Annotated in this window: 29 protein-coding genes; 20 read left to right on the forward strand and 9 right to left on the reverse strand. The window is 45.2% G+C overall.

Annotation, left to right across the window (positions count from 1 at the left end; genetic code table 11):
• Positions 1–755 precede the first annotated feature (755 nt).
• From ppnP to GV64_RS14390, 12 genes are all read left to right on the forward strand, one after another.
• Positions 756–1,070 (forward strand): pyrimidine/purine nucleoside phosphorylase, encoded by a 315-nt coding sequence (gene ppnP, locus GV64_RS14335; RefSeq protein ID WP_020583621.1) that lies wholly within the window; start codon positions 756–758, stop codon positions 1,068–1,070.
• 117 nt (positions 1,071–1,187) lie between these two features.
• On the forward strand, positions 1,188–1,565 hold the full coding sequence (locus tag GV64_RS14340; protein WP_020583622.1) for a VOC family protein: 378 nt from the start codon (positions 1,188–1,190) through the stop codon (positions 1,563–1,565).
• A gap of 109 nt (positions 1,566–1,674) precedes the next feature.
• Positions 1,675–2,157, forward strand: coding sequence for a DUF523 domain-containing protein (locus GV64_RS14345; protein WP_020583623.1), 483 nt, complete (start codon positions 1,675–1,677; stop codon positions 2,155–2,157).
• Positions 2,158–2,241: 84 nt separating this feature from the next.
• Complete coding sequence (locus GV64_RS14350) at positions 2,242–2,613, forward strand: VOC family protein (RefSeq protein ID WP_020583624.1); 372 nt, start codon at positions 2,242–2,244, stop codon at positions 2,611–2,613.
• Between the two features lie 83 nt (positions 2,614–2,696).
• Positions 2,697–3,170, forward strand: a complete 474-nt coding sequence (locus tag GV64_RS14355; RefSeq protein WP_020583625.1) for a DUF2846 domain-containing protein — start codon at positions 2,697–2,699, stop codon at positions 3,168–3,170.
• A 290-nt stretch (positions 3,171–3,460) separates the two neighbouring features.
• Positions 3,461–3,697 (forward strand): GNAT family N-acetyltransferase, encoded by a 237-nt coding sequence (locus GV64_RS25635; RefSeq protein WP_020583626.1) that lies wholly within the window; start codon positions 3,461–3,463, stop codon positions 3,695–3,697.
• A gap of 103 nt (positions 3,698–3,800) precedes the next feature.
• Complete coding sequence (locus GV64_RS14365; RefSeq protein ID WP_020583627.1) at positions 3,801–4,109, forward strand: DUF952 domain-containing protein; 309 nt, start codon at positions 3,801–3,803, stop codon at positions 4,107–4,109.
• A gap of 102 nt (positions 4,110–4,211) precedes the next feature.
• Positions 4,212–4,559: a hypothetical protein gene (locus tag GV64_RS14370; RefSeq protein WP_020583628.1), complete on the forward strand. Its 348-nt coding sequence runs from the start codon at positions 4,212–4,214 to the stop codon at positions 4,557–4,559.
• Positions 4,560–4,683: 124 nt separating this feature from the next.
• Positions 4,684–5,385, forward strand: coding sequence for a class I SAM-dependent DNA methyltransferase (locus tag GV64_RS14375; protein ID WP_020583629.1), 702 nt, complete (start codon positions 4,684–4,686; stop codon positions 5,383–5,385).
• Positions 5,386–5,441: 56 nt separating this feature from the next.
• On the forward strand, positions 5,442–5,987 hold the full coding sequence (locus tag GV64_RS14380; protein ID WP_020583630.1) for an MOSC domain-containing protein: 546 nt from the start codon (positions 5,442–5,444) through the stop codon (positions 5,985–5,987).
• 98 nt (positions 5,988–6,085) lie between these two features.
• The gene (locus GV64_RS14385) at positions 6,086–6,796 is read left to right on the forward strand and encodes a hypothetical protein (protein WP_020583631.1); all 711 of its coding nucleotides are present in this window, start codon (positions 6,086–6,088) and stop codon (positions 6,794–6,796) included.
• Entirely contained in the window at positions 6,793–7,245 is a 453-nt protein-coding gene (locus tag GV64_RS14390; protein ID WP_020583632.1) for a hypothetical protein, read from the forward strand. Before GV64_RS14385 ends, GV64_RS14390 begins: the two co-directional genes overlap by 4 nt.
• An 11-nt stretch (positions 7,246–7,256) precedes the next feature.
• Here the strand turns inward: GV64_RS14390 and GV64_RS14395 are convergent, their stop codons facing one another.
• Positions 7,257–7,643, reverse strand: a complete 387-nt coding sequence (locus tag GV64_RS14395; RefSeq protein WP_020583633.1) for a nuclear transport factor 2 family protein — start codon at positions 7,641–7,643, stop codon at positions 7,257–7,259.
• Positions 7,644–7,962: 319 nt separating this feature from the next.
• On the opposite strand from GV64_RS14395, the gene GV64_RS14400 reads away from it, so the two are divergent.
• The 4 genes from GV64_RS14400 (at position 7,963) to GV64_RS14415 (ending at position 10,658) form a co-directional block, all read left to right on the forward strand.
• The gene (locus tag GV64_RS14400; protein WP_020583634.1) at positions 7,963–8,988 is read left to right on the forward strand and encodes a hypothetical protein; all 1,026 of its coding nucleotides are present in this window, start codon (positions 7,963–7,965) and stop codon (positions 8,986–8,988) included.
• Positions 8,989–9,204: 216 nt separating this feature from the next.
• Positions 9,205–9,690 carry an avidin/streptavidin family protein gene (locus GV64_RS14405; protein WP_081622174.1) on the forward strand — a complete coding sequence of 162 codons (486 nt, stop codon included), beginning with the start codon at positions 9,205–9,207 and terminating at the stop codon, positions 9,688–9,690.
• A gap of 109 nt (positions 9,691–9,799) precedes the next feature.
• Positions 9,800–10,015, forward strand: coding sequence for a DUF1272 domain-containing protein (locus GV64_RS14410; protein WP_236633001.1), 216 nt, complete (start codon positions 9,800–9,802; stop codon positions 10,013–10,015).
• Positions 10,016–10,211: 196 nt separating this feature from the next.
• Positions 10,212–10,658, forward strand: coding sequence for a DpnI domain-containing protein (locus GV64_RS14415; RefSeq protein WP_020583637.1), 447 nt, complete (start codon positions 10,212–10,214; stop codon positions 10,656–10,658).
• Between the two features lie 7 nt (positions 10,659–10,665).
• Here the strand turns inward: GV64_RS14415 and GV64_RS14420 are convergent, their stop codons facing one another.
• The 4 genes from GV64_RS14420 to GV64_RS14435 all read right to left on the reverse strand — a co-directional run bounded on the left by GV64_RS14420 (position 10,666) and on the right by GV64_RS14435 (position 13,033).
• Positions 10,666–11,718, reverse strand: coding sequence for an aldo/keto reductase (locus tag GV64_RS14420; protein ID WP_033403295.1), 1,053 nt, complete (start codon positions 11,716–11,718; stop codon positions 10,666–10,668).
• Positions 11,719–11,861: 143 nt separating this feature from the next.
• The gene (locus tag GV64_RS14425; protein WP_020583639.1) at positions 11,862–12,116 is read right to left on the reverse strand and encodes a DUF3081 family protein; all 255 of its coding nucleotides are present in this window, start codon (positions 12,114–12,116) and stop codon (positions 11,862–11,864) included.
• 34 nt (positions 12,117–12,150) lie between these two features.
• Complete coding sequence (locus GV64_RS14430) at positions 12,151–12,606, reverse strand: DUF3429 domain-containing protein (protein ID WP_152554069.1); 456 nt, start codon at positions 12,604–12,606, stop codon at positions 12,151–12,153.
• A 61-nt stretch (positions 12,607–12,667) separates the two neighbouring features.
• Positions 12,668–13,033 carry a thiol-disulfide oxidoreductase DCC family protein gene (locus GV64_RS14435; protein WP_020583641.1) on the reverse strand — a complete coding sequence of 122 codons (366 nt, stop codon included), beginning with the start codon at positions 13,031–13,033 and terminating at the stop codon, positions 12,668–12,670.
• A 369-nt stretch (positions 13,034–13,402) separates the two neighbouring features.
• Here GV64_RS14435 and GV64_RS14440 point away from each other — a divergent pair, with 369 nt between their 5' ends.
• The 3 genes from GV64_RS14440 (at position 13,403) to GV64_RS23860 (ending at position 15,392) form a co-directional block, all read left to right on the forward strand.
• A complete protein-coding gene (locus tag GV64_RS14440; RefSeq protein WP_020583642.1) occupies positions 13,403–14,014 on the forward strand; it encodes an HNH endonuclease in 612 nt (203 codons plus the stop codon).
• A gap of 207 nt (positions 14,015–14,221) precedes the next feature.
• Positions 14,222–14,533, forward strand: coding sequence for a TusE/DsrC/DsvC family sulfur relay protein (locus GV64_RS14445; protein ID WP_020583643.1), 312 nt, complete (start codon positions 14,222–14,224; stop codon positions 14,531–14,533).
• Positions 14,534–14,600: 67 nt separating this feature from the next.
• Positions 14,601–15,392 (forward strand): response regulator, encoded by a 792-nt coding sequence (locus GV64_RS23860; RefSeq protein ID WP_020583644.1) that lies wholly within the window; start codon positions 14,601–14,603, stop codon positions 15,390–15,392.
• A 22-nt stretch (positions 15,393–15,414) separates the two neighbouring features.
• Here GV64_RS23860 and GV64_RS23865 read toward each other — a convergent pair whose 3' ends face one another.
• The 4 genes from GV64_RS23865 to GV64_RS14475 all read right to left on the reverse strand — a co-directional run bounded on the left by GV64_RS23865 (position 15,415) and on the right by GV64_RS14475 (position 19,383).
• Complete coding sequence (locus GV64_RS23865; RefSeq protein ID WP_020583645.1) at positions 15,415–17,553, reverse strand: CHASE domain-containing protein; 2,139 nt, start codon at positions 17,551–17,553, stop codon at positions 15,415–15,417.
• A gap of 9 nt (positions 17,554–17,562) precedes the next feature.
• Complete coding sequence (locus GV64_RS14460) at positions 17,563–17,982, reverse strand: response regulator (RefSeq protein WP_020583646.1); 420 nt, start codon at positions 17,980–17,982, stop codon at positions 17,563–17,565.
• A 339-nt stretch (positions 17,983–18,321) separates the two neighbouring features.
• Entirely contained in the window at positions 18,322–18,825 is a 504-nt protein-coding gene (locus GV64_RS14470; protein WP_020583648.1) for a M48 metallopeptidase family protein, read from the reverse strand.
• Between the two features lie 198 nt (positions 18,826–19,023).
• Entirely contained in the window at positions 19,024–19,383 is a 360-nt protein-coding gene (locus GV64_RS14475) for an Hpt domain-containing protein (protein WP_020583649.1), read from the reverse strand.
• A gap of 230 nt (positions 19,384–19,613) precedes the next feature.
• On the opposite strand from GV64_RS14475, the gene GV64_RS14480 reads away from it, so the two are divergent.
• Positions 19,614–20,246 carry a deoxynucleoside kinase gene (locus GV64_RS14480; RefSeq protein WP_020583650.1) on the forward strand — a complete coding sequence of 211 codons (633 nt, stop codon included), beginning with the start codon at positions 19,614–19,616 and terminating at the stop codon, positions 20,244–20,246.
• Positions 20,247–20,296: the final 50 nt, after the last annotated feature.

The raw sequence follows: 20,296 nt of genomic DNA on the forward strand, positions 1-20,296 counted from the left end.
TGCGAGGGACCGTAGAGAACGAACGGGGTCGTTGGGGTTTCCAGGGCATCCTGCTGGTTTTTCGGGCATCCATTGGCTCACATCGTAGTGAAGCCATCATAGTGCCTTCATCCCTGAAGGCCTGTTTCACTCAACGAGAGGTCTCAGCCTGTTTGTTGAGGTTACTATCTTACGGATTATGTGCCGCAGGCGCATTCGGTGTGATACCTAACCCTGTGAAAGCAGCCCCACACCAAAAACAGAAACCCCGTAAAAACGGGGTTGGAGTGCTGTCAGACAGCGCAGAGCGATTTTTATTGTTATTGGAGTGGTATATATTCTTTATCCTTTAGCAGCAAAGGGATTCCTGCCCTGCCTGTTCGTATTTTTAGCTGCTTATCCATTTCGGCAACCCGCTAAAGGAGTGACTACAGAGTACGTATTTCCCGAAAACAATGAATTGACCCAGATCAATAAATATAAGTTTTGTCGTATAAATTCCACCTACTATTCACCCCGTAAACACTCAATAGTACGGTCACAATGGGCAGTGGCCGACAACCGGGAAAAACCTGTACAATCCCCCAACGTAAAATAGAATCCTGAGCTACCAGGCCCCTGCTCCACCAAGTCAATATAAAGGACTATGGTAAACCGACGGGCGGTAGCGTACTTGCTCTATGGCCGGATCTTACCCTCAGTGCTGAGCCACTATGTCATGCCAACACTGTATCAGTAGATAGACTTCTCACAGAAAACAAACAAGGCACCCCCCTATGTCTCAATTCAACGATGTCTCCGTGGACCTGAAAGCCAATGTCTATTTCGATGGCCAAGTAACCAGCCGTGGCGTCACCTTTCCCGATGGCAGTCGTAAAACGCTGGGCCTGATGTTGCCAGGTGACTATGAGTTCGGTACCTCAGAACGGGAACTGATGGAGATCACAGCCGGTCACCTGGAAGTTCAATTACCCGGCGAAGAAGTGCAAACAATTAAAGGTGGCGACAACTTTAAGGTGCCGGCCAATGCTTCTTTTAAAGTGAAAGTACTGGAAGTAACCGACTATTGCTGCAGTTACTTTGCCGATTGAGTATTAGCAGTAGCCGTCAGCACTTTAGAGTGCGAAACGGCTACTGCTTCCCTTCTGACGAACTTAACGCTGCATTGAAAGCTATTGATAGAGGGCTTCATCAAAGAGGATAGGAAAATGGAAATCACATTGAATCACACGATTATTCCTGCCCGAAACAATGTGAAATCAGCAAGGCTTTACGAAAAGATATTTGGCTTCGAATACATCAAAGAGTGGGGGGCTTTTGCAGTGATTAAAGTAAATGAAAGCCTTACGTTCGATTTCATGAACAAGGATAACTTCATTCCATTACATTATGCCTTTAAAGTCACAGACAAACAGTTTGATAATATTTTTGCCCGGGTAAAAAGTGAAGGTTTGGAGTTTGGAAGTGGCCCAGATAAACTGACTGATGGTGAGATTAACCATAACTATGGTGGCCGTGGAGTCTATTTCACTGATCTAGATGGTCATGTCTTAGAAATTATCACAACAGATTATGTACTGGATTAATGTACATACACTCACGACACTGTTAATTGTCAGAAAATCGGTAAAATAAGCACCATTTTTTCTACCGTTGAGATGGGCCTGAGCTTCCAACTAACATCGAGATTTGCGTATGAAAAAGGTACTTATTAGCGCCTGCTTACTAGGTAATAAAGTTCGCTATGATGGCGGATCGTTGGCTGGTTCAGGCAAGCTTATCAGCGAATGGATTGCTGAGGGCAGAGTAATATCAATTTGCCCTGAAGTAAGCGCGGGAATGAGTATTCCAAGAGCTCCAGCTGAAATATCAGGTGGAGAAGGAGGCCAGGTACTTTCTGGAAAAGTGACTGTCATTGATAATAATGGAGAAGATGTTACTGAAATGTTTCTGACTGGTGCCAATAATGCTTTGTCCCTATGTAAAGTGCACGGTATTGAAGTGGCAATTTTAGCAGAGCTGAGTCCATCATGTGGAAGCTCATCTATTTATAATGGTGATTTCTCCGGCACCAAAATAGACGGTACTGGTGTTACCGCTGCATTATTAATATCTAACGGCATTAAAGTGTTTAGCCAATATCAACTAGCTGAAGCTAGTCAGTTACTGCAACAATGATTGCACTCCTCCCACCTTAGTGGACACTAAAATTCAAATTAAACGTTTTTCGATTAATAGATACAGCCAACAAAAGGATAAACAATGATCGGCTACATCACCTTAGGTTCAAATGACCTCCAAACCTCCGCTACTTTCTACGATCAGATTTTCAGTGAACTCAGTGCATCCAGATTATTTGATACACCTTCGTTTATCGCCTGGGGGAAAGGCGATGGCTCTCCTTTTTTTGCCATCACAACCCCCTTCAATAAAGACACTGCCACCACTGGTAACGGTGTGATGATTGCTATTCAGGCACCAGATACCGGGGTTGTTGATTTAATTCATGATAAAGCCCTTGAGCTGGGTGCAGAAGATGAAGGCGCTCCTGGCAAACGACCCGCTGGCTTTTACTGTGCCTATTTCAGAGATCTGGACGGTAACAAGCTGAACGTATACTGCACGCCTCAATGACAGCAATACCGAAAAAGCCCTATCACCCTCCCATCGGAGTCATCCGATAAGTATTAGTAGATCCCAATTGGTATAACCATGAGATGAAAACAAAAATTTTTGCCGTTATTGTTTCACTGCTGTTGGGAGCCTGCGCAACAGCCCCAGAAAGTGCACCCAAATATCATGAAGCTGATATTGGGGCTCCTGATAATAATAAAGCGGTTCTTGTTATCTATCGCCAGCTAGTTCCACCGGTTGCCTATAAAGTAAAAGCCAAAGTGAATGATAATGTCATCAGCTCGCTTCCAAATCAGGCATTTACGTGGACTTATCTTGAACCCGGACACTATGACATCGATATAAGCTGGCCACTTTTTGCGCTGATACCAGGTGAAAGCCGTGAGATAACTGTCAATGCCGGTCATTACTATTTTATCGAATTCTCAGGTGACATGATGGTTGCCGGCGGAACAACATTAACACCATATTCCATCAATGATCTTGACGTTATTGCCCCGAAAAAGGCCATCGAAGTTTTGAAAAACTGCTGCCAATATATACCTTCGAGCCTCTGAAAAACCTCTAATGCTTCCTGGGAACGTTAATCACCATGGCTGCCAAAGTCCGACACAGCGAAATTTAAAGATATTCGGCAGGTTCGAGCCCTGTATGCAGAGAAGAGTGCCTACAACAACACACTGCAACTTCCCTATCCGTCTATGGAAAAATGGCAAAACTTACTGAGTAAGGAGCATCCAAACTTTACCAGCCTGGTCGCCGTTAATGATGATGAGGTGCTGGGCCAAATTGGTATGGAAGTGTTTGCCACACCACGGCGTAAACACGTCGCCAATATTGGTAGGCAGTGCGTTCTGATGCCCAGGGGCAAGGTATTGGAAGTCAGTTGCTCGAGGCGGCTATTGAGCTGGCCGAGCACTGGCTGGCAATTACCCGTATTGAGCTGGAAGTATATACCGATAATGAAGCAGCCGTTGCCCTCTACCGTAAATTCGGGTTTGAGGTTGAAGGGACAGCCCGAGGCTATGCGTTTCGCAATGGTGAGTTAGCGGATGTTTATCTGATGGCCAGAGTGAAAGGTTAGAGTTAGTCGCCCATACTTTTTTACCGCAGAGGCGCAAAGAAAGGGACTTGTCTTTGCCCTATCATTGCCAACAGATTCTTTTGTTACCGTTTAAGGAATGATTATGAGCGATAAAGTCTACAAAGTACTGACGCAAGTAGAATGGTCTGTCCTGGAAGATGAAGGTGAATTCGCCGGCTCCAAAGATGATCAGGATGATGGCTTTATTCATCTTTCAACAAAAGACCAGTACAGAGGTGTGATTGCTCGACATTTTAAGGGGATCAAGCCGCTCTATATTGTCGAGTTTTCTACCGCGGGCTTTGGTGATGCGCTGAAATGGGAAACGGCCAAATCAGGCGAGTTGTTTCCGCATTTATATCATCGGTCGTTACTGAGAACCGCCGTTACTGGTATTGAGATTCAAGACTAAAACCATTGCCCAGCCCTCCTCTACTTCAGGTAAATACCCCCTTTGCACGATTTTTTATATCCTATAGTAGAACCTTAAAAGATCTGACCGTGGAGCATCCCTTTGAAGGCACTTATCAGCATTGTACTTTTTTCACTACTGATCACCGGATGTGCGTTCAAACCGAGAAATGATAATTATCAGGTAATCCATGAGGGGAAAATATCCGGCTATGCCTACCACGATTATGCATTGAAGCTGGCCAGGCATGATCGGTTGACGGTCGATATTAATACCCGCCAGCTCGATGTCATTATTATTTCGCCCATTGAAGTGCCCCTTGAGAACAATCAACCCTTCACTGTTCAATCCGATGACGAGTATACCCTGCGGGTTCTGATGCCCAGGGCACTGGCCCGTCGGAATGAAACTCACCAATACCAGCTATCCATTACGGTTGACCGGAACTGATTCGTAATCCACTTCATAACGATGCCCCCAATCCTGGGTGTCGTTTTTTGTGTCTGGTAATTGCCCTGATTCTCCTGTTTTTCCATTGGCGATATCATCCTGTTTTCATTTACCGAGTGTTTTTATGTCCGCCCCTATGTACAGCCAGTATGCCAATGAGTATGCACAGGCGATTACCAATAATGTTTATAATGCACTGCTTGAACGCCCTTCGATGCTGGCAATGCTGCCTGAGCTGCAGGGCAAGTCGATTCTGGACCTGGGGTGCGGACCGGGAGCCTATGTTGAGCATTTCCTGAGTCAAGGGGCCCGTGTTACCGCCAGCGATGTTTCACCGGAAATGGTGCAGATAGTTCAAAAGAAGTTTGGTGATCAGGTCACTGCATATGTTGCTGATTTGAGCCATGGCCTCCCAGATGAACAGGATTCATCCTATGATCTGATCGTCTGCCCACTGACCATTCACTATATTGAGGATCTTAGTCCTCTGTTCAATGATGCCCGGCGGGTACTCAATGGTGGTGGTTCATTTTTCTTTTCGACCCATCACCCGATTGTTGACTTTGAAGTGTCTCCATCGGGTAATTACTTCTCCCGCGAGCTGATTATTGAAGAGTGGGACACCATTGGTCATCCGGTTCAGGTTCAGTTTTACCGACGCTCCCTGACAGAGCTGTTTAATGCTATCGCCAACGCGGGTCTTTATGTAGCGGCACTGAGCGAAGGCTGCCCTGCTGAAGCCATGAAGGACATTTCGCCAGAGTCATACAACCACCTGTTGAATAATCCGAATTTTTTGTTTGTCGAGTGTAAATCCTTTACCTGACGGTGCTTTTTCAGGCATGAATCAGCAATAAACCGATCAACACGGAGCAGTCATCTTTGGAAGCTATTGTCACCGCAGTCAGTCGCAGTGCCGAACACAACTTCAGTAAACAGAACCAGCCATCCATTACGCTGATCGAAGGTGTGGGCGTTGAAGGGGATGCCCATGCGGGCAAAACCATCAAGCACCTTTATCTGTTAAAGAAAGACCCATCGCGCCCCAACCTGAGACAGGTTCACCTGATTCAGACTGAACTGTTTGATGAGTTACTGGAAAAGGGCTTTACGGTTAAGGCCGGAGAACTGGGTGAGAATATCAATACCCGGGGTATCAATCTGCTCGGCCTGCCCACTGGTACCCGCCTGTCTATTGGAGAGAACGTCATTATTGAACTGACAGCGTTGCGCAATCCCTGTGTCCAGATCGATACTTTTCAGAAAGGGCTTTTAAAGGCTGTGATTGACCGGAACGAAGATGGCAAGGTGATCCGCAAAACCGGTGTTATGGGGGTTGTTATCGCTGGCGGAAAGGTTGTACCAGAAGATAGCATTCGAATTGAACTCCCTGCGGAGCCCCACCAGCCACTGGAATATGTCTGGTAACAATGATTAACTTCACAGATGAGGTGACCTCTTCTCACCTGTATGATTGGTTACAGAGCCCATGGATTGGGCTTAAAGCAATGAGTTAACTGAAAATAATGAAACCATTTATAGAAATTCTGAAAGAGTCACTGTTTTTCTTCAACAGCAATGTTCGCAGCATCTGTGCCATCGTACTGCCTTTGATTATTCCTCTGGAGATATTCTATGGAATCTGCGATGCGCTCTATCAGGACGACAATGATTCTGCTTTATGGTTAGCCTCAGGCGTTGGTCTATTGCTGACACCATTCTACCAAGGTGCTTTGATCCTCTTTCTGGCTTCAGTACTGACGGACGAATATCTTCCTGTTAAAACCTGCTACCAGCGGGCACTGAAGTTCTGGTTACCGCTCATTGCTGTCTACATTCTGTCATCACTGGCCACCGCGGCCGGGTTTATGCTGCTGATTATTCCCGGCCTGATTGTTTTGGGCCGACTGGCTTTTGCGGAGTTCTACTGCCTGTTTCACCATAAGAGTGGTTATGAAGCATTATTGGCCAGTTGGAAAAGCAGCCGCAACGAACAATGGCAGTTAGTCGCTGGATTACTCCTTATTCCTGTCGCCATCACCGTTCCGTTATTGCTACTTGAATCATTTCTGGATCTGTTAGGGCTTGCCGGGCCGGTATTCACGTTTGTTTCCGGTGTTGTGAGTTCTGTTCTTTTCACCTTATCGACGATCTTTGCATTCAGAATGTATACCCTTGATCCGGACCGGTATGCCGGCTCCGAACTGCCTGCGAATACAGAAGATTCCGCTGAATGATGAAAAGAAAGCATCTTTCACTGACGTTTACCGTTCTTATCTCATTGACTGCTTTTGGCAGCGAGTTGAAACCTTTTATCAGTGATGGCTGCAGCCTTTTTCCAGATGGCTGGATTGGCAAACAAGATGAATGGCTGCATTGCTGCATTGAGCACGACTTTGCTTACTGGCGAGGTGGAACGTCAGAAGAACGGCTTTATTCAGACCGGGCGCTGAGACAGTGTGTCAGTGAAACAGGGCACCCCCTGATTGGGATGCTGATGCTGGGAGGCGTTCGTCTGGGCGGCAGCCCATTGTGGCCAACACCTTTCCGTTGGGGGTTCGGCTGGGGCTACCCTCGCTTTTATGCCCCCCTGTCAACAGAAGAGCTGGAGCAGATCCAGACATACACCAGTGGGGAAGTCTTAGGTACTGATGTTACTGAGACACCTGCCAAGTCATCATTCTGAACTATTTAATATTATTTGGGTGCGTAAGAATGGTGGCGGTGGCGAATTAGCCAGTCTCCATTATGTTTTTCCAGAAATAAAGTCAGTCGTTTCTCTGGTTCACCACGGCTTTCCAGCTTATGGGTCAGACACAGGCAAGCCGCATCACCGTATACATATACCGTGTAATGCTCGTCACTTTGTAACGTTGATTCATGATCTTTGAAATAGTCAACCCAGTGCTGTTCAAGCTCTGATTTACTGTTGATGTCCGCATAAAAGCCAAAGCTGGTAATATCATCGTCGTCCACGAATTTTGTCATGGCCCTGCCGATATCCTTCTCTTTAAATGCCTGCCCGATCTCCTGGATCAGCTGCTTGAAAGGAGCCAGAGCTTCCCCGGTAACCTGTGACGTCATCTTAATTTCTTCCACTGCAGTAAAATTGGCGATTACAGTATAGGTGAGATATTTTCTAGGAGCCTGTCGGACTTAGCCGACCATAGCGAGAAAAAGTCCGGTTTGAGACAGTTTTTATGCTGATTTGAGGCGAATAGCGGGGCTATTCAACGAAAAGCAGCATAAAAAATGGCCAAATCCGGCTTTTTCGCAGTAGGTCAGTGGTAAGTCCGACAGGCTCCTAGCGGGTGCAAAGATAAGCAGGGGCTGGGGTAACACTCTTTGCTGGCCTGATGAATAAAAGCCGGCCTCCCCCCTTTATAAAGCAGGGAGAAATTGCGTGAAACTAACCAGAACAAAACTTCAGGATGCCGCCAGACAACATATTATTTCTGCCGAGCAGGCGGATACGCTGTATGAATTTCTGAAAAGTCACCCCGGGAACGAACCCACCTTCGATCTCACCCATGTGCTCTATTACCTGGGAGGCCTTATCGCTATTGGTGCCATGACCTTATTCATGAACCTTGGCTGGGAGTCTTTTGGTGGCACTGGCATTGTCGGTATTTCACTGATTTACGCCGCTATAGGATTCAAGTTCACCACATCTTTCGATAGCAGAGGTTATATTGTTCCTGCTGGCATGTGTGCCACCTTTGTTATCGCGTTAACCCCCCTGTTTATCTATGGGCTGCAGCAGGCACTCGGCCTCTGGCCCGATGACAGCACATATCAGGACTATCATCGATATATCCAGTGGCACTGGTTGTATATGGAACTGGGCACATTAGCAGTGGGTGTAGCACTGGCCTGGAAGTTCAAATACCCCTTTATGGTCATGCCCATTGCCGTAACGCTCTGGTATATGACCATGGATCTTTCAGCAATGATTTCCGTTGGAGATATGGACTGGGAACTGCGTAAGCTGGTTTCCATGTATACCGGTTTATTAATGATCGGACTCGCCTTGTGGGTGGATATCCGCTCCCGCTCCAAAGCGGACTATGCCTTCTGGCTCTACCTGTTTGGTGTTATTGCCTTCTGGGGAGGGCTTTCTCTTCAGAATTCCGACAGCGAACTCGCCAAGTTTATTTATCTTTGCATCAACCTTTTGATGATTGGCATTGGTGTTCTGCTGATCCGGAGAGTCTTTGTGGTGTTTGGTGCCCTAGGCTCCTGTGGTTACCTTGCCCATCTGGCTGACGATGTTTTCCGCGACAGCTGGCTGTTTCCCATCGCTCTGACAGCTATTGGGCTGGCTATTATTTACCTGGGTATTCTCTGGCAAAAGAATGAGCTGTTGATTACAGAGAAAGCCCGTCTCATTCTGCCACCAGCGCTGCGTAAGCTATTAGACAGTCGCTAGGAGCCAGTCGGACTTACCACTGACCTACCGGCAACTGCTCCTTGCGTTGCACTAGCTCCTGCATCCATGCTGTCGTGCGAAAAAGCCGAATTTGGCCATTTTTTATGCTGCTTTTCGTTGAATAGTGCGCTCTGAGAATAGATAGCCTGCAAAGTTTGTCTTTTACCGGAATTCAACTATAAAAAAGCTTGTGACCCGATCCAGTGGCAGGCTGTCATGAAGATAACAAGATTTCTGCTCTTCTTAATTCCCTGCATCGTTTCAACGCCAATGGCTGTTGCTCAGAACTGCAGTAACCCCATCGGTATATGGAAGACCAGTTCTGGTGCCAGGCTGGATATCCGAGAGATAAATCCTGACACCGGTCAAATTGTCGTTAGTTTCAAGTCACCTGAGAATCTGTTTCAGGATGGTCCTCATATGGGCACAGGTTATCTGGGAAATGCCTCTCTGCCAGCCACTTCAGGAAGCGAACTACCTGCGAGCACCCTTTCATTCACTGTGAAATGGCCTGATCAATCGATCTCATCCTGGAACGGCTATTGTGAGTTAAAAAAAGAGGTTCCCACAATTACCAGCTTATGGTTGTGGGTCAGACCTGATGTGAATAAATTCATTGAGCACTTTAATACCGGGCATACTATTTTTACACCATACAGAGAGAATCGAGGGAAAGAACCCAGCCCATCACCCGGAAAATGATGGTAAGCCTCTGATCGTGTCAATATAATAGCCTATTTAGATTTCCTCAATATCAGTGGTAGCATGGGCTTCAGGAATAAAAATTAATCAGGGATGCATCATGATGAAAATGAAAAAGCACTGTCAGCAATGCCAGGCTAAAACCGATGAAGCCGATCTTGCGTTTATTTGTTCCTTTGAGTGTACATTCTGCTCTACATGCGCCGACCATCAAGACTTTATTTGTCCAAACTGCAATGGTGAGCTACTTCAGCGACCAAGAAGAACCAGAACTCCTTTAGATGTCAGCCTTACTCAGATGAAACGGAAGCTCTTTGGAAAATAGATCATTCCGTCTGTATAGGCGGCTCAGGACAAAAGTTTAAGCAGCTTTTTATCTATACCTACCGCCTTTTTAAATAAGGGCTGAACTAGCCACGTCACATAGTAATTTCAAACACCATTGTCCAATTTGTCTGGATAAACGACAATCCCCTTCAAATCTCTAATTTCAACTGTAACGGATAATCTCCACATAACTTATGGCTACAGAAAAACAGAAGCTTGGCGATCTCAGTGAGTCATTGGTTGCCAAACACTGTCCCTGCGCTAAATGTAAACGAGAAAATACACTTAAATTGCTCCCCAAAAACTTTAAGTGTGCAGATGTTGTTTGTGATTTCTGTGGCTATCTAGCCCAGGTTAAAAGTAAGACGGTCAAAAACATTGACTTGATTCCCAAGCAAGTTCTTGGAGCAGCCTGGCAACCCCAGAAAGAGCGAATGGATGCCGGAATTTACTTCCCGCTATTTCTTGTTCTGGTCAATGAGCAGTCATTCGCCATCTATTATCTTTCTGCCGACCTTCAGACTCCGGATATGTTTATTGCCAGAAAGCCTCTTTCAGAAAATGCGAAAAGGGCTGGCTGGCAGGGATTCTATTACGATATGCAGCAGGTGCCATCAGGTGCTGTGGTCAGGCTGAAATAACAGCCTTTTAGAATGGTACCGGGTATTTACGGAAAACAATATTGATATCCGCCAGTACCTCCTGTGACAACTGGAGATGATAGGCTTCAATATCTTCCTTTAGCTGGGAAAGAGAGGTTGCACCAATGATTGTGGAAGTAACGCCTTCGGTCTGGTAGACCCAGGCCAGAGCCATTTGAGTCAGTGAAAGCCCATGGCGTTCTGCCACAGTGGCGTAGGCCTCAATAGCCTCATGAGTCATCGGTGTATCACGAAAAAGGCCATTTCTCTGCCCAATGGACCATCTTGACCCTTTAGGCACCTGACCATTCCGATATTTGCCTGAGAGTACTCCGCCCGCCAGTGGGGACCAGGGAAGGTAAGCAACATCATTCAACACACAGGATTCCAGCAGGTAGGGGGAATCCTTGGCATGTATCAGATTGAATTCATTCTGTATAGACACCATTCTGGGCAGGTCATACTTTTCACTCAGGCGAACATACTCGCCGATTCCCCAGGGAGTATCATCGGACAAACCACAATGACGTATCTTCCCTGCCTTGATGCACTCAGCCAACCCACCCAGAATATCCAGCATTTCCGCTTCCTGCTGGGCCCGATCCACTTGCGTATGGGGAACCATTCCCGGCCAATGCTTAGCAAAATGTGGTGAGATCCGGTTTGGCCAGTGCAACTGATAAAGATCAATACAGTCTGTATTCAAGCGTTGCAGCGAGCCTTCCACTGCTTCTTTGATCGTACTACCACTGATTGGACTGGCATTTCGAATCCAAGGTAACCCCACACCCGCAATTTTTGTCGCTATCACCAGATCATCACGTTTGCCGGGGTTGGCACGAATCCATTCACCAATGAAACGTTCAGTCTCTCCACTGGTTTCTGCGTTGGGAGGAACCGGATACATCTCTGCAGTGTCAATAAAGTTAATACCCTGGTCCAGCGCATAGTCAATCTGCTCAAAAGCCTCTGCCAGAGAGTTCTGCAGCCCCCAGGTCATTGACCCCAGACAGACTTCCGTCACTTCCAGCTCACTGCATCCTAATTTAATTCTTTTCACTGCCTAGCTCCCAAGTCATTCTCTCAAGGGTTTAAAGTGTTATCTTTTGAATAGTCACATAATAGAAAAACACAATTAAAGAAATAATCAAATCACCAATCGCATACTGACCGGTAACTGGCATAAATAATAACTGATAGGCTTTATTGTTCAGCAATTTGGTATAAATGCTTAATAAAGGTGTCCATAGTCGTCTGGCTGGTTGATTCAAGCCCAAATTTGTTATGAAAATAGATAGTCAGCAAGCAATCCCGATTACTCAGCGTAACCGTGTAGCCATCATCCATTGACCTGGCAGTGATACCATCGAGTAAGTAGCTGTCTTCGAGTCGTTCGCCTTTTTCCAATATACGGGCGAATGCTACAAGGCATTTTTGAATATCTACGTGATGATCCATGAATGTCTACCACCCAAATTTTTTACAATCGCTTTTACGTAATTCTTAAAGATGCATAGAGAAAACAGTGCAATATAAAGACAACCAGCGTCACAATCGCTCTCATGGAAAGGTAGGATTTTACACGGCCTGCGGGAAGTGGTTCCGTATGGATACACTCAACCACCAGCGTGATCAGGTAACATATCGACAGTAGCACCAGCATTTGCCGATCCATCAACCCAGCTAAAAGGCCACCGAATACCCCAAGTGCAATCACATTACTGGTCACGACCTTGATAATACTTCTGGAGCGATTATCACTATAGACAGCCTGCCCCCATAAAGTACCTGCCATAAAACAGCAAATAATGACTGAGTAGATAATAAAAATCTGCTCTCCACTGAAACCAAAGAGCGACTGCTCCCTGACTGATAGTGCAAGGGTAATAATAAAAGGTGATATCCCAAACCAAGCAAATGCACTCATTAACCGCTGGAAATTATCCACGCTCTCCCCCTTCCAGATAACAAACCGCTCAGATACTCTTCTATCATGTTAAAAGCCGCCTTCAGCATTTTGAGTCACAGCAGCGACCTTCTCGCTTCAGGCGCCGTCGAGTCATTGCGTCGTACCCCCAGGTCAGCCCATGCCTAACCCCAGGCAACGAGACCAAAAAGCCTAGCCACCACCAACGAGGGAGATGGCACAATAAGAAACTGTAGCTATTCATACTGGTCAGAATGGCACCATCATCACAAAGAATATGTAGCTGCTCTATTGCCCTTTGAGGGTTGATCCCTTTTGCGACGAGCACATCATCCTGTCCGGTAATATCAAACCATTCAATATCGCAGGTATAGGCTTTATCACGCCATCGAGATAGCGCTTTAAGACAGATTGGGCATTCTCCATCGTAAAAAACAGTCACTTTCATCGATAATCACCTGATAAATAACGGCTTAGGCTCTGTTTGATCAAATGTGTATCCCGTATGTAATTGAACTATTTCAAGCTTAGCTGTAGGCATTCCATACTAAAGACTGATTACTTTTATACTTATTCGATGTATACGTAAAAATCGGGCTAAACAGATCCTAACCGTAAGGGTGGGTTTATTATTGGTAAATGAATGTGTTAGCCTGAAATGGATAAAAATCAGAATAACAGAGCCGATAAATTGTTTAACCGATCGACCTTATCAGGTCGGAGTGGCCAATCTCATACTTTCACTGGTCGACTCAGCCACTGAAAAAATCAGTTAGGGATATGGCCTGCCAGGTTGACCTTTATCAGGGATTGATAAATGGGAGCCTCTGTCGTGTATATTCTGCGATTGAATACTGCTGGCCAGCCTGTTGAATGGCTGACGTGGCAGGAAACAGTATGCCTTTATTCCAGAGAATTGGTACGCTGGAGTCTTGGGGACGTTATTTACCGAATTCATGGGGGTTATAATCGATGGCTTGAAGATCGAACGATTATCGAGCTGCCAAGTATTGTTGCCTGCGGTGGTAAACGCCTGTTCCCCTGTCGAAACAACCCTGCCCTCACCAATTATTCGCTGTTTGAGCGAGACAATCACCAATGTATGTACTGTGGTCACTTTTATAAACGCCGGGAGCTGACGCGAGACCATATATTACCTAAATCAAGAGGAGGTGCGGACGACTGGATGAATGTTGTAGCGGCCTGCCGGCGCTGTAACCAGTTTAAAGGTGATAAGCTGTTGGAAAATATAGATATGTCATTAATCGCCCTGCCTTATCGTCCCAATGCTGCGGAATACCTCGCGCTGGTGAACAGTCAGCGAATCCTGCCCGATCAGGCGGATTATCTCAGCACTCAGTTTTCCAAAAACTGTCGTTGGAAAAGTCGAAACCGCAATCAAACCATGGGTATTTTACAGCCTCATTGATGTATGAGCTATTCACTTCCCCCTGTTAAGCCACAGGGTCGAAGTGGCTACCCAGGAATAACATGGTAAGAAAAGAGCACCCTCTTAAAGCAAAATATAAATAGCTCAGGACTTATGGAAACAGGTGATAGCTCACTCAGCACAGTGTATTCTCGAACAGCCTCCTGATGTAGAATCGCCGCCTATCAATTTATACCGGAATAAGCAATGCCCCTAACTCTCGACAATGATGGTTATCTGGCCAATCTTGACGACTGGAATACTGATCTAGCCAATCAACTGGCGACCCTTGAGGGTATTGTTCTCACTGAGGCTCACTGGGAAGTCATCCATGCACTCAGGGCTTTCTATCAACAGTATGAACTGGCGCCCAGCCAACGTCCCTTTGTTAAGCATATTGCCAACACCCTGGGAAAAGACAAAGGTAATAGCATCTACCTGATGACGCTCTTTCCTGAAAGTCCTGCAAGGGTTGCAGCACGGATAGCTGGGCTGCCAAGACCCACTAATTGCTTCTGAGCCTGATAAACAATCGGTAAGTTCAGCCGAGAAATAAAAACAATACCCTCATCAGGAATCTGGGCAGATGGACATCCCGAAACTCAGCAGGATACTCCTTGTTGAAGACAGTTATCACATCCGTGCACTCATCAATATGACCCTGACAGTACTCAATGACTATCAGGTGTTCCCTTTTGACTGTGGTGAATCTGCCCTGGAAAAAGCGGATGAACTGGAACCTCAACTTGTCATTCTGGATGTAATGATGCCCGGCATGGATGGTCCGGCTGTCATGAAAAAGCTGAAAGCACTCCCTGACTACAGTGACCTGCCTTTTTTTTTCCTGACTTCCAAGGTTCACAGCGACGATATTGTTGAGTTTGAGCGGCTCGGTATTTCTGGCGTGATTGCCAAACCATTTGAGCCAACTGAACTGGCCTCCATGATTGAAGCCCTCTGGACTCGATATCATCAGAGTCGAAGCGATCTCTATATCGACCAGTTTACTGACCTGCAGGAAGATTACCTGGAGAACCTTCACAGCAGTATTGAGTTACTTAAGCAGCATCTGAATGGACTGAGCCAGGAAAACGGCTACTCGTCAGACCAGCTGAATGAGCTAAGAGTACTGGTGCATGACCTCTGTGGCTCCGGAAAAAGCTATGGCTTTTCAGACATCTCCAGCTCTGCTCAAGTGCTTACAAACTTCCTGAAAAGTATCGAAACAGAACAGCAAGAAACTCTGATCACAGAGCGTGACGCCTCCCGTATCACAGCATTAATTCTTGGCCTGATTACCATTATTGAAAAAACCTGCGAAGACTCTGAAACACCAGAACGGCTGAAAGGCAGTATCGGTTTTACCAATAAAAGATAATTAACCTGGTTAACAAAACAGGTTATTTTATCTCTCTGGCCAGTGGAAGCTCAAAATAAAAGCAGGCACCTGCAGGCGTGCAATTTCTGACACCAATAGAACCACTGTGTTTTTCAATAATGGATTTTGAGATGCTCAAACCAAGACCGGTACCAGAGACTTTTCTTGTCATATGCGATTCAGCCTGAGTAAAAGGCTGGAATAATTTATCCCTGAATTCACTGGAAATGCCTGGCCCTTCATCTTCAACAGATAGAAGCACCATTCCGTTATCCTCTAACAAATCAATCTGTACGATAACGTTGGTATTTTCAGGTGAGAACTTAATAGCATTAGAAAGGAGATTCGTAATTACCTGTTCAATGCGAAGCTTATCTGCGGTCACATTGAATGTTCGAGATGGGGGTATGAATGTCAGGGACACATGATGCTGAGTTGCAAAAGGCTGGCACTCCTCAATACTTTTTCTGGTAAGTGCTACGAGGTCTAGATCCACAAACTCAAAAGCCATATCACCTGAGTTAATTTTTTGGAGGTCCAAAATATCATTGACAATCTTAATGATTCTATGCGTATTGTTCTCAGATATATCCAGAAGTTTTCTGGAGTTTTCATTAAGCTCATCACCACCAACCTTTTTAATTAACTGGATACTGCCAAGAATTGAGGTTAAGGGGGTGCGCAGTTCATGATTAACTGTTGAGATAAACTCGTCTTTGATCTTCTCATTATTCTTTCTCTCTGAAATATCATGCAGCAGCCCTATAAAAACAACCTCCCCATTTACTTTTGCCTTACTCACCCCAAGCCGAAGAGGTATCTTTACGCCATTCTTTCTCACCCCTTCAACATCCCGACCAGTACCAATGATTTTGGGTGGCTTGCCACCAAGATAATTCTTTAAGTATGAGTCATGCTCCATTTTGACAGGCTCAGGAGTAATCATTTTTACATTCTGACCTATCATCTCATCACTTGAGTAACCAAACATTATTAAGCCCGCTTTATTAACAGACTGAATAATTCCTTTGTGATTTATTGTAATAATTCCATCAATGGTATTATCTAAAACTGCCTGTAACCGCTCACTTAATGACTGATACCGAATATGAGCCTCTCTGCTCCTGTATGCATGGCGAATTTTTGAATAGAAATACATTACCATCAATAACATTACCGCCAACAGAAGCAAAGAAACAAGCCAAGCCAAGTATTCTGCGTCTTTATGAATAATGGGTATGACTGGCTTAATCACCAAAGCCCATTGACGATCAGCAATATCGATGGTTGATACATTAACAAGACTGTTATCTCCACTGGTCAGCTCCTCAATTGTTGGCAGAGCATCCCGAGATATTTCACCACCCAGAGATGTCAGTGGGTATAGGTTGCTTTCATCATCAAGATCATAAACGTAGATATTCAGATCAGGGTGAGATCCATCAGAAAAAACGCTGGCCAACATATCCCTTATCCGAAAAACCCCCAGTAGAAGACTGCCTTCATCTACGCGATTTTGATTATTAACCGGTAAAAAAATCAGGACTCCCTGTTGCTCCCCCTTATCCTGAACCAATCTAACGCCTTCACTGGCAATAGCCCTGTTGGTTTTCAGACTTTTTAAAAGCGCTTCCCTCCTCGGAGTACTGGAAGCCAGGTCAAGACCTAAAGCTGCTTCATTGCCGGCAACCGGCTCAATATAGTAAACAGGATAATAATGCGTTTTCTCAGGGGAGAGAGTGACCTCTCCGGAACCACTGATAGCCTTAAAGCTAAAATTGGCAATACCATCTGCCAGAGCTTCCTCTTCATAAACTCTACGCTCCTCATGCACCACACGAGGAATCCACTCCAATGCGTGAATACCTTCATTTCTCGAGAGAATGGATTTGGCAATCATGCTGAACTCAAATCGAGTTAACGCTCTGCCCTTTAACCGGAAAACATCTCTCATTTCAAAAAGGCTTTCGATCTCTTTATCAATATGATTCTGAATAGTGAAAGAAGCTCTGATGGACTTTTCCCGAAAATCCTCGAATTCAGCATGAGAATGCTCAGCCATGATTTGAACATAGCGGCTGGTACCATAAATAATCAGACAGGAAAAAACCAACACCATGGCAGCGAGGAAGAGTTTAGCCCTGTTATTTTTTAGTTTCATTATGATAAATCATCCAGGATGATGACCTGTATGGTATTGATTCCAGATGGCAGTCAACTGATCCGCAAGGGTTATGGGATCAAAAGGTTTTACAATAACATCGATGGCCCCAAGTGCTTTAAACTGCTCGATTTCATGCTTTTGCACTTTGGCAGTCATTAATACAATGGGCACATTCTGAAAATCTTCCCGCTGTTTAAGTGCCTTCAAAACAGTAATGCCATCCACATCAGGCATCATGACATCCAGCAACACCATGTCAGGTGAGCTTTTATCAGCCATTTTTATAGCTTCTCCCCCACCATTACAAATAATCAGCCTGAAATCTGAGAAATTCTGCAGTGTTATTTCCACAATACTGCGAATATCTTCATCATCCTCAGCATAGAGAATGGTCACTAATGGAGGAGAGGCTGTCCCCATAGCCATGGCTATCCTGTCACAGAAATACTGCTCTCTATATCGACTGCACAGCACAGCACTTAACGCGAAAGAGTATTGTCTCTTTGGCTACGGTGGCAAATGGACAGTAATGATTACCGCCCTTCCAGGCACTCTCTTTGTCGAAAGCTGCTTTGCTGATTTAATCGTATTTTTCATATTATTCTTTGCTGTTTGGCTTTAGAAGCTGTTCATGATCTTTTGCGAATGGCGAAAGCGGCAAAAAATGTTCCTGTTTTTCAGTTTTTTAAGGCCATAGTGACGCTATGCAAAGAAGAAAAGTGAAAAGCAAGGGTGTTTTATCGACGTCAGCAGCCCGCAGAAAGATTATGAACAGCTTCTTAAATCAAGGTAAATCAAAAACAGCCGCGCATCGAACTCCAGCTGGTGATAATCCGGCTCCATGTGACAACAAAGCTGGTAAAAAGATTTGTTGTGGTCTCTCTCTCGGAGGTGCGCAAGCTCATGAACGACCAACATACGCAACAAAGGCTCAGGGGCCTCTTTAAACACACTTGAAATGCGAATTTCATTCTTTGACTTCAGTTTTCCACCATGATTGCGGCTAATCACACTGTGTAGACCCAGTGCGTTATTGATCAGATGGATTTTGTTATCATAGCCAACTTTGCTGACCGGAGCGGTCTTTTTCATGAATTGATTTTTGATCAGCATTACGTATTCAAACAGTGCTTTTTCACTTTTAATTTGATGTTTGAGAGGGTAACGCTGTTCAAACCATGGGATCAACTTCCCGTTGTCCACCAGTGACTTGACTTGTTCGACAATATGTTGCGGATAACCTTGAATGTATCGAAGTGAAGGGTGCATAGATGTTGTGTCTTACTTTATACGTCTGGTAAGTACCCAGCCATATGAAATCAGATTTTCTAACGCATTGTAGCAACTGCACAATGAGTCAGAAATATTCTGATTCCATATGGCCGAGTACTTATGATGAAAATGAAAGACGTACAATATATAGGAAGGTATTTCTAAAATCACAGAATAAAAGTGGAAAAGGTCAATTTATCCATCATCTCTCGTTAATGACTCATCAACCGATACGATGAGCTCAGAGAGCATAGCTCTGATACGCTTAAGGTTTTGCTCATCAACCGACATGCCTTGATAGCCTTGCTCAAGGTCGGTCAATAAACGATCCAGAGGTGTTGCAGCTTCACTGATGGGCTTGAAACCAAAGGTGCCAGCAGAACCATGAAGGTTATGAGCGATCGTTTTCATCTCAGAAAATGCCTGACTGTCGGTAAAACAAAGTGAAGGATCCTCGTAAAGCATCTTCATTTTGTCGGATATAACCTCAAGCTTGTTCAGAAAGTCTCGACGAATCTCAGCCAACATCTGGTCGTACTTTTCTAAATTATCCATTTGCAGGCACACTCTGCTGTCATTATTCACCTGTTCGGCAGAGGACTGAGAAACTGAAGGCTACAGATAGCGTATAGCCTTTGGCCAACGGAGCCGCAACTCGGGCAAGCCTACACCCTTTTCCGCCTATTACTTATTGATCATAACGACTGAACCTCATAAAGTGCCTGCCCTTCTCATGAATAGAACGGAAATTTCATGAGTTGTATCATCAGTCACCGGGGTCCTTAATGAAGCAAACCAACCATTTTGTCGCTGTAGAAGCCAACATTGCTGCAGGCAAATCAACTCTTCTGCCAAAACTTGCGGCCGAGCTTGGCTGGGATGCCATTCAGGAACCCGTGAATGACCCGGAATTTACGCGACTGCTTCAGGACTTCACCGACCATCCTGCCGATGCATTGAAACGTATTCAGTTTCAGGAATACATTACCAATCGCAGGGCCCGAATTGTGCAAGAGTTGCCCACTGATCGTAACTATCTGATTGAACGTTCACTGTATTCAGATTTGATATTTACCCAGGCAAATTTTCTCGGGATGGCGGCACCCGATGAGCGCTATATGCTGCACTACTGTGAAATACAGCGAAGGCTGAACGATTATCCAGTGATCAGTGCTGTAGTTTATCTGAGAACGGCACCAGAAACGGCCCATAGCCGTCTGGTTGAAAGAGCAAGAACGGCAGAAGATGGAACGCCTCTGACTTACCTCTGCGATATTCATAATTATCATGAGGCCATTCTTCCACAGATTTGTCGATCAATGGGAACACCGCTAATTACTGTGGACTGGGATGATTTTGGTTGTGAAAAGAGGCTTGCACAGCAATTACTGGATCATATTCCCACATTAGTGGAATAGTCGAGAACACAAGATATTTACCCAGATAACTCATATTGTCTCTATGACAC

This window comes from Endozoicomonas elysicola (genome assembly GCF_000710775.1).
GTDB classification, from domain to species: Bacteria; Pseudomonadota; Gammaproteobacteria; order Pseudomonadales; family Endozoicomonadaceae; genus Endozoicomonas; species Endozoicomonas elysicola.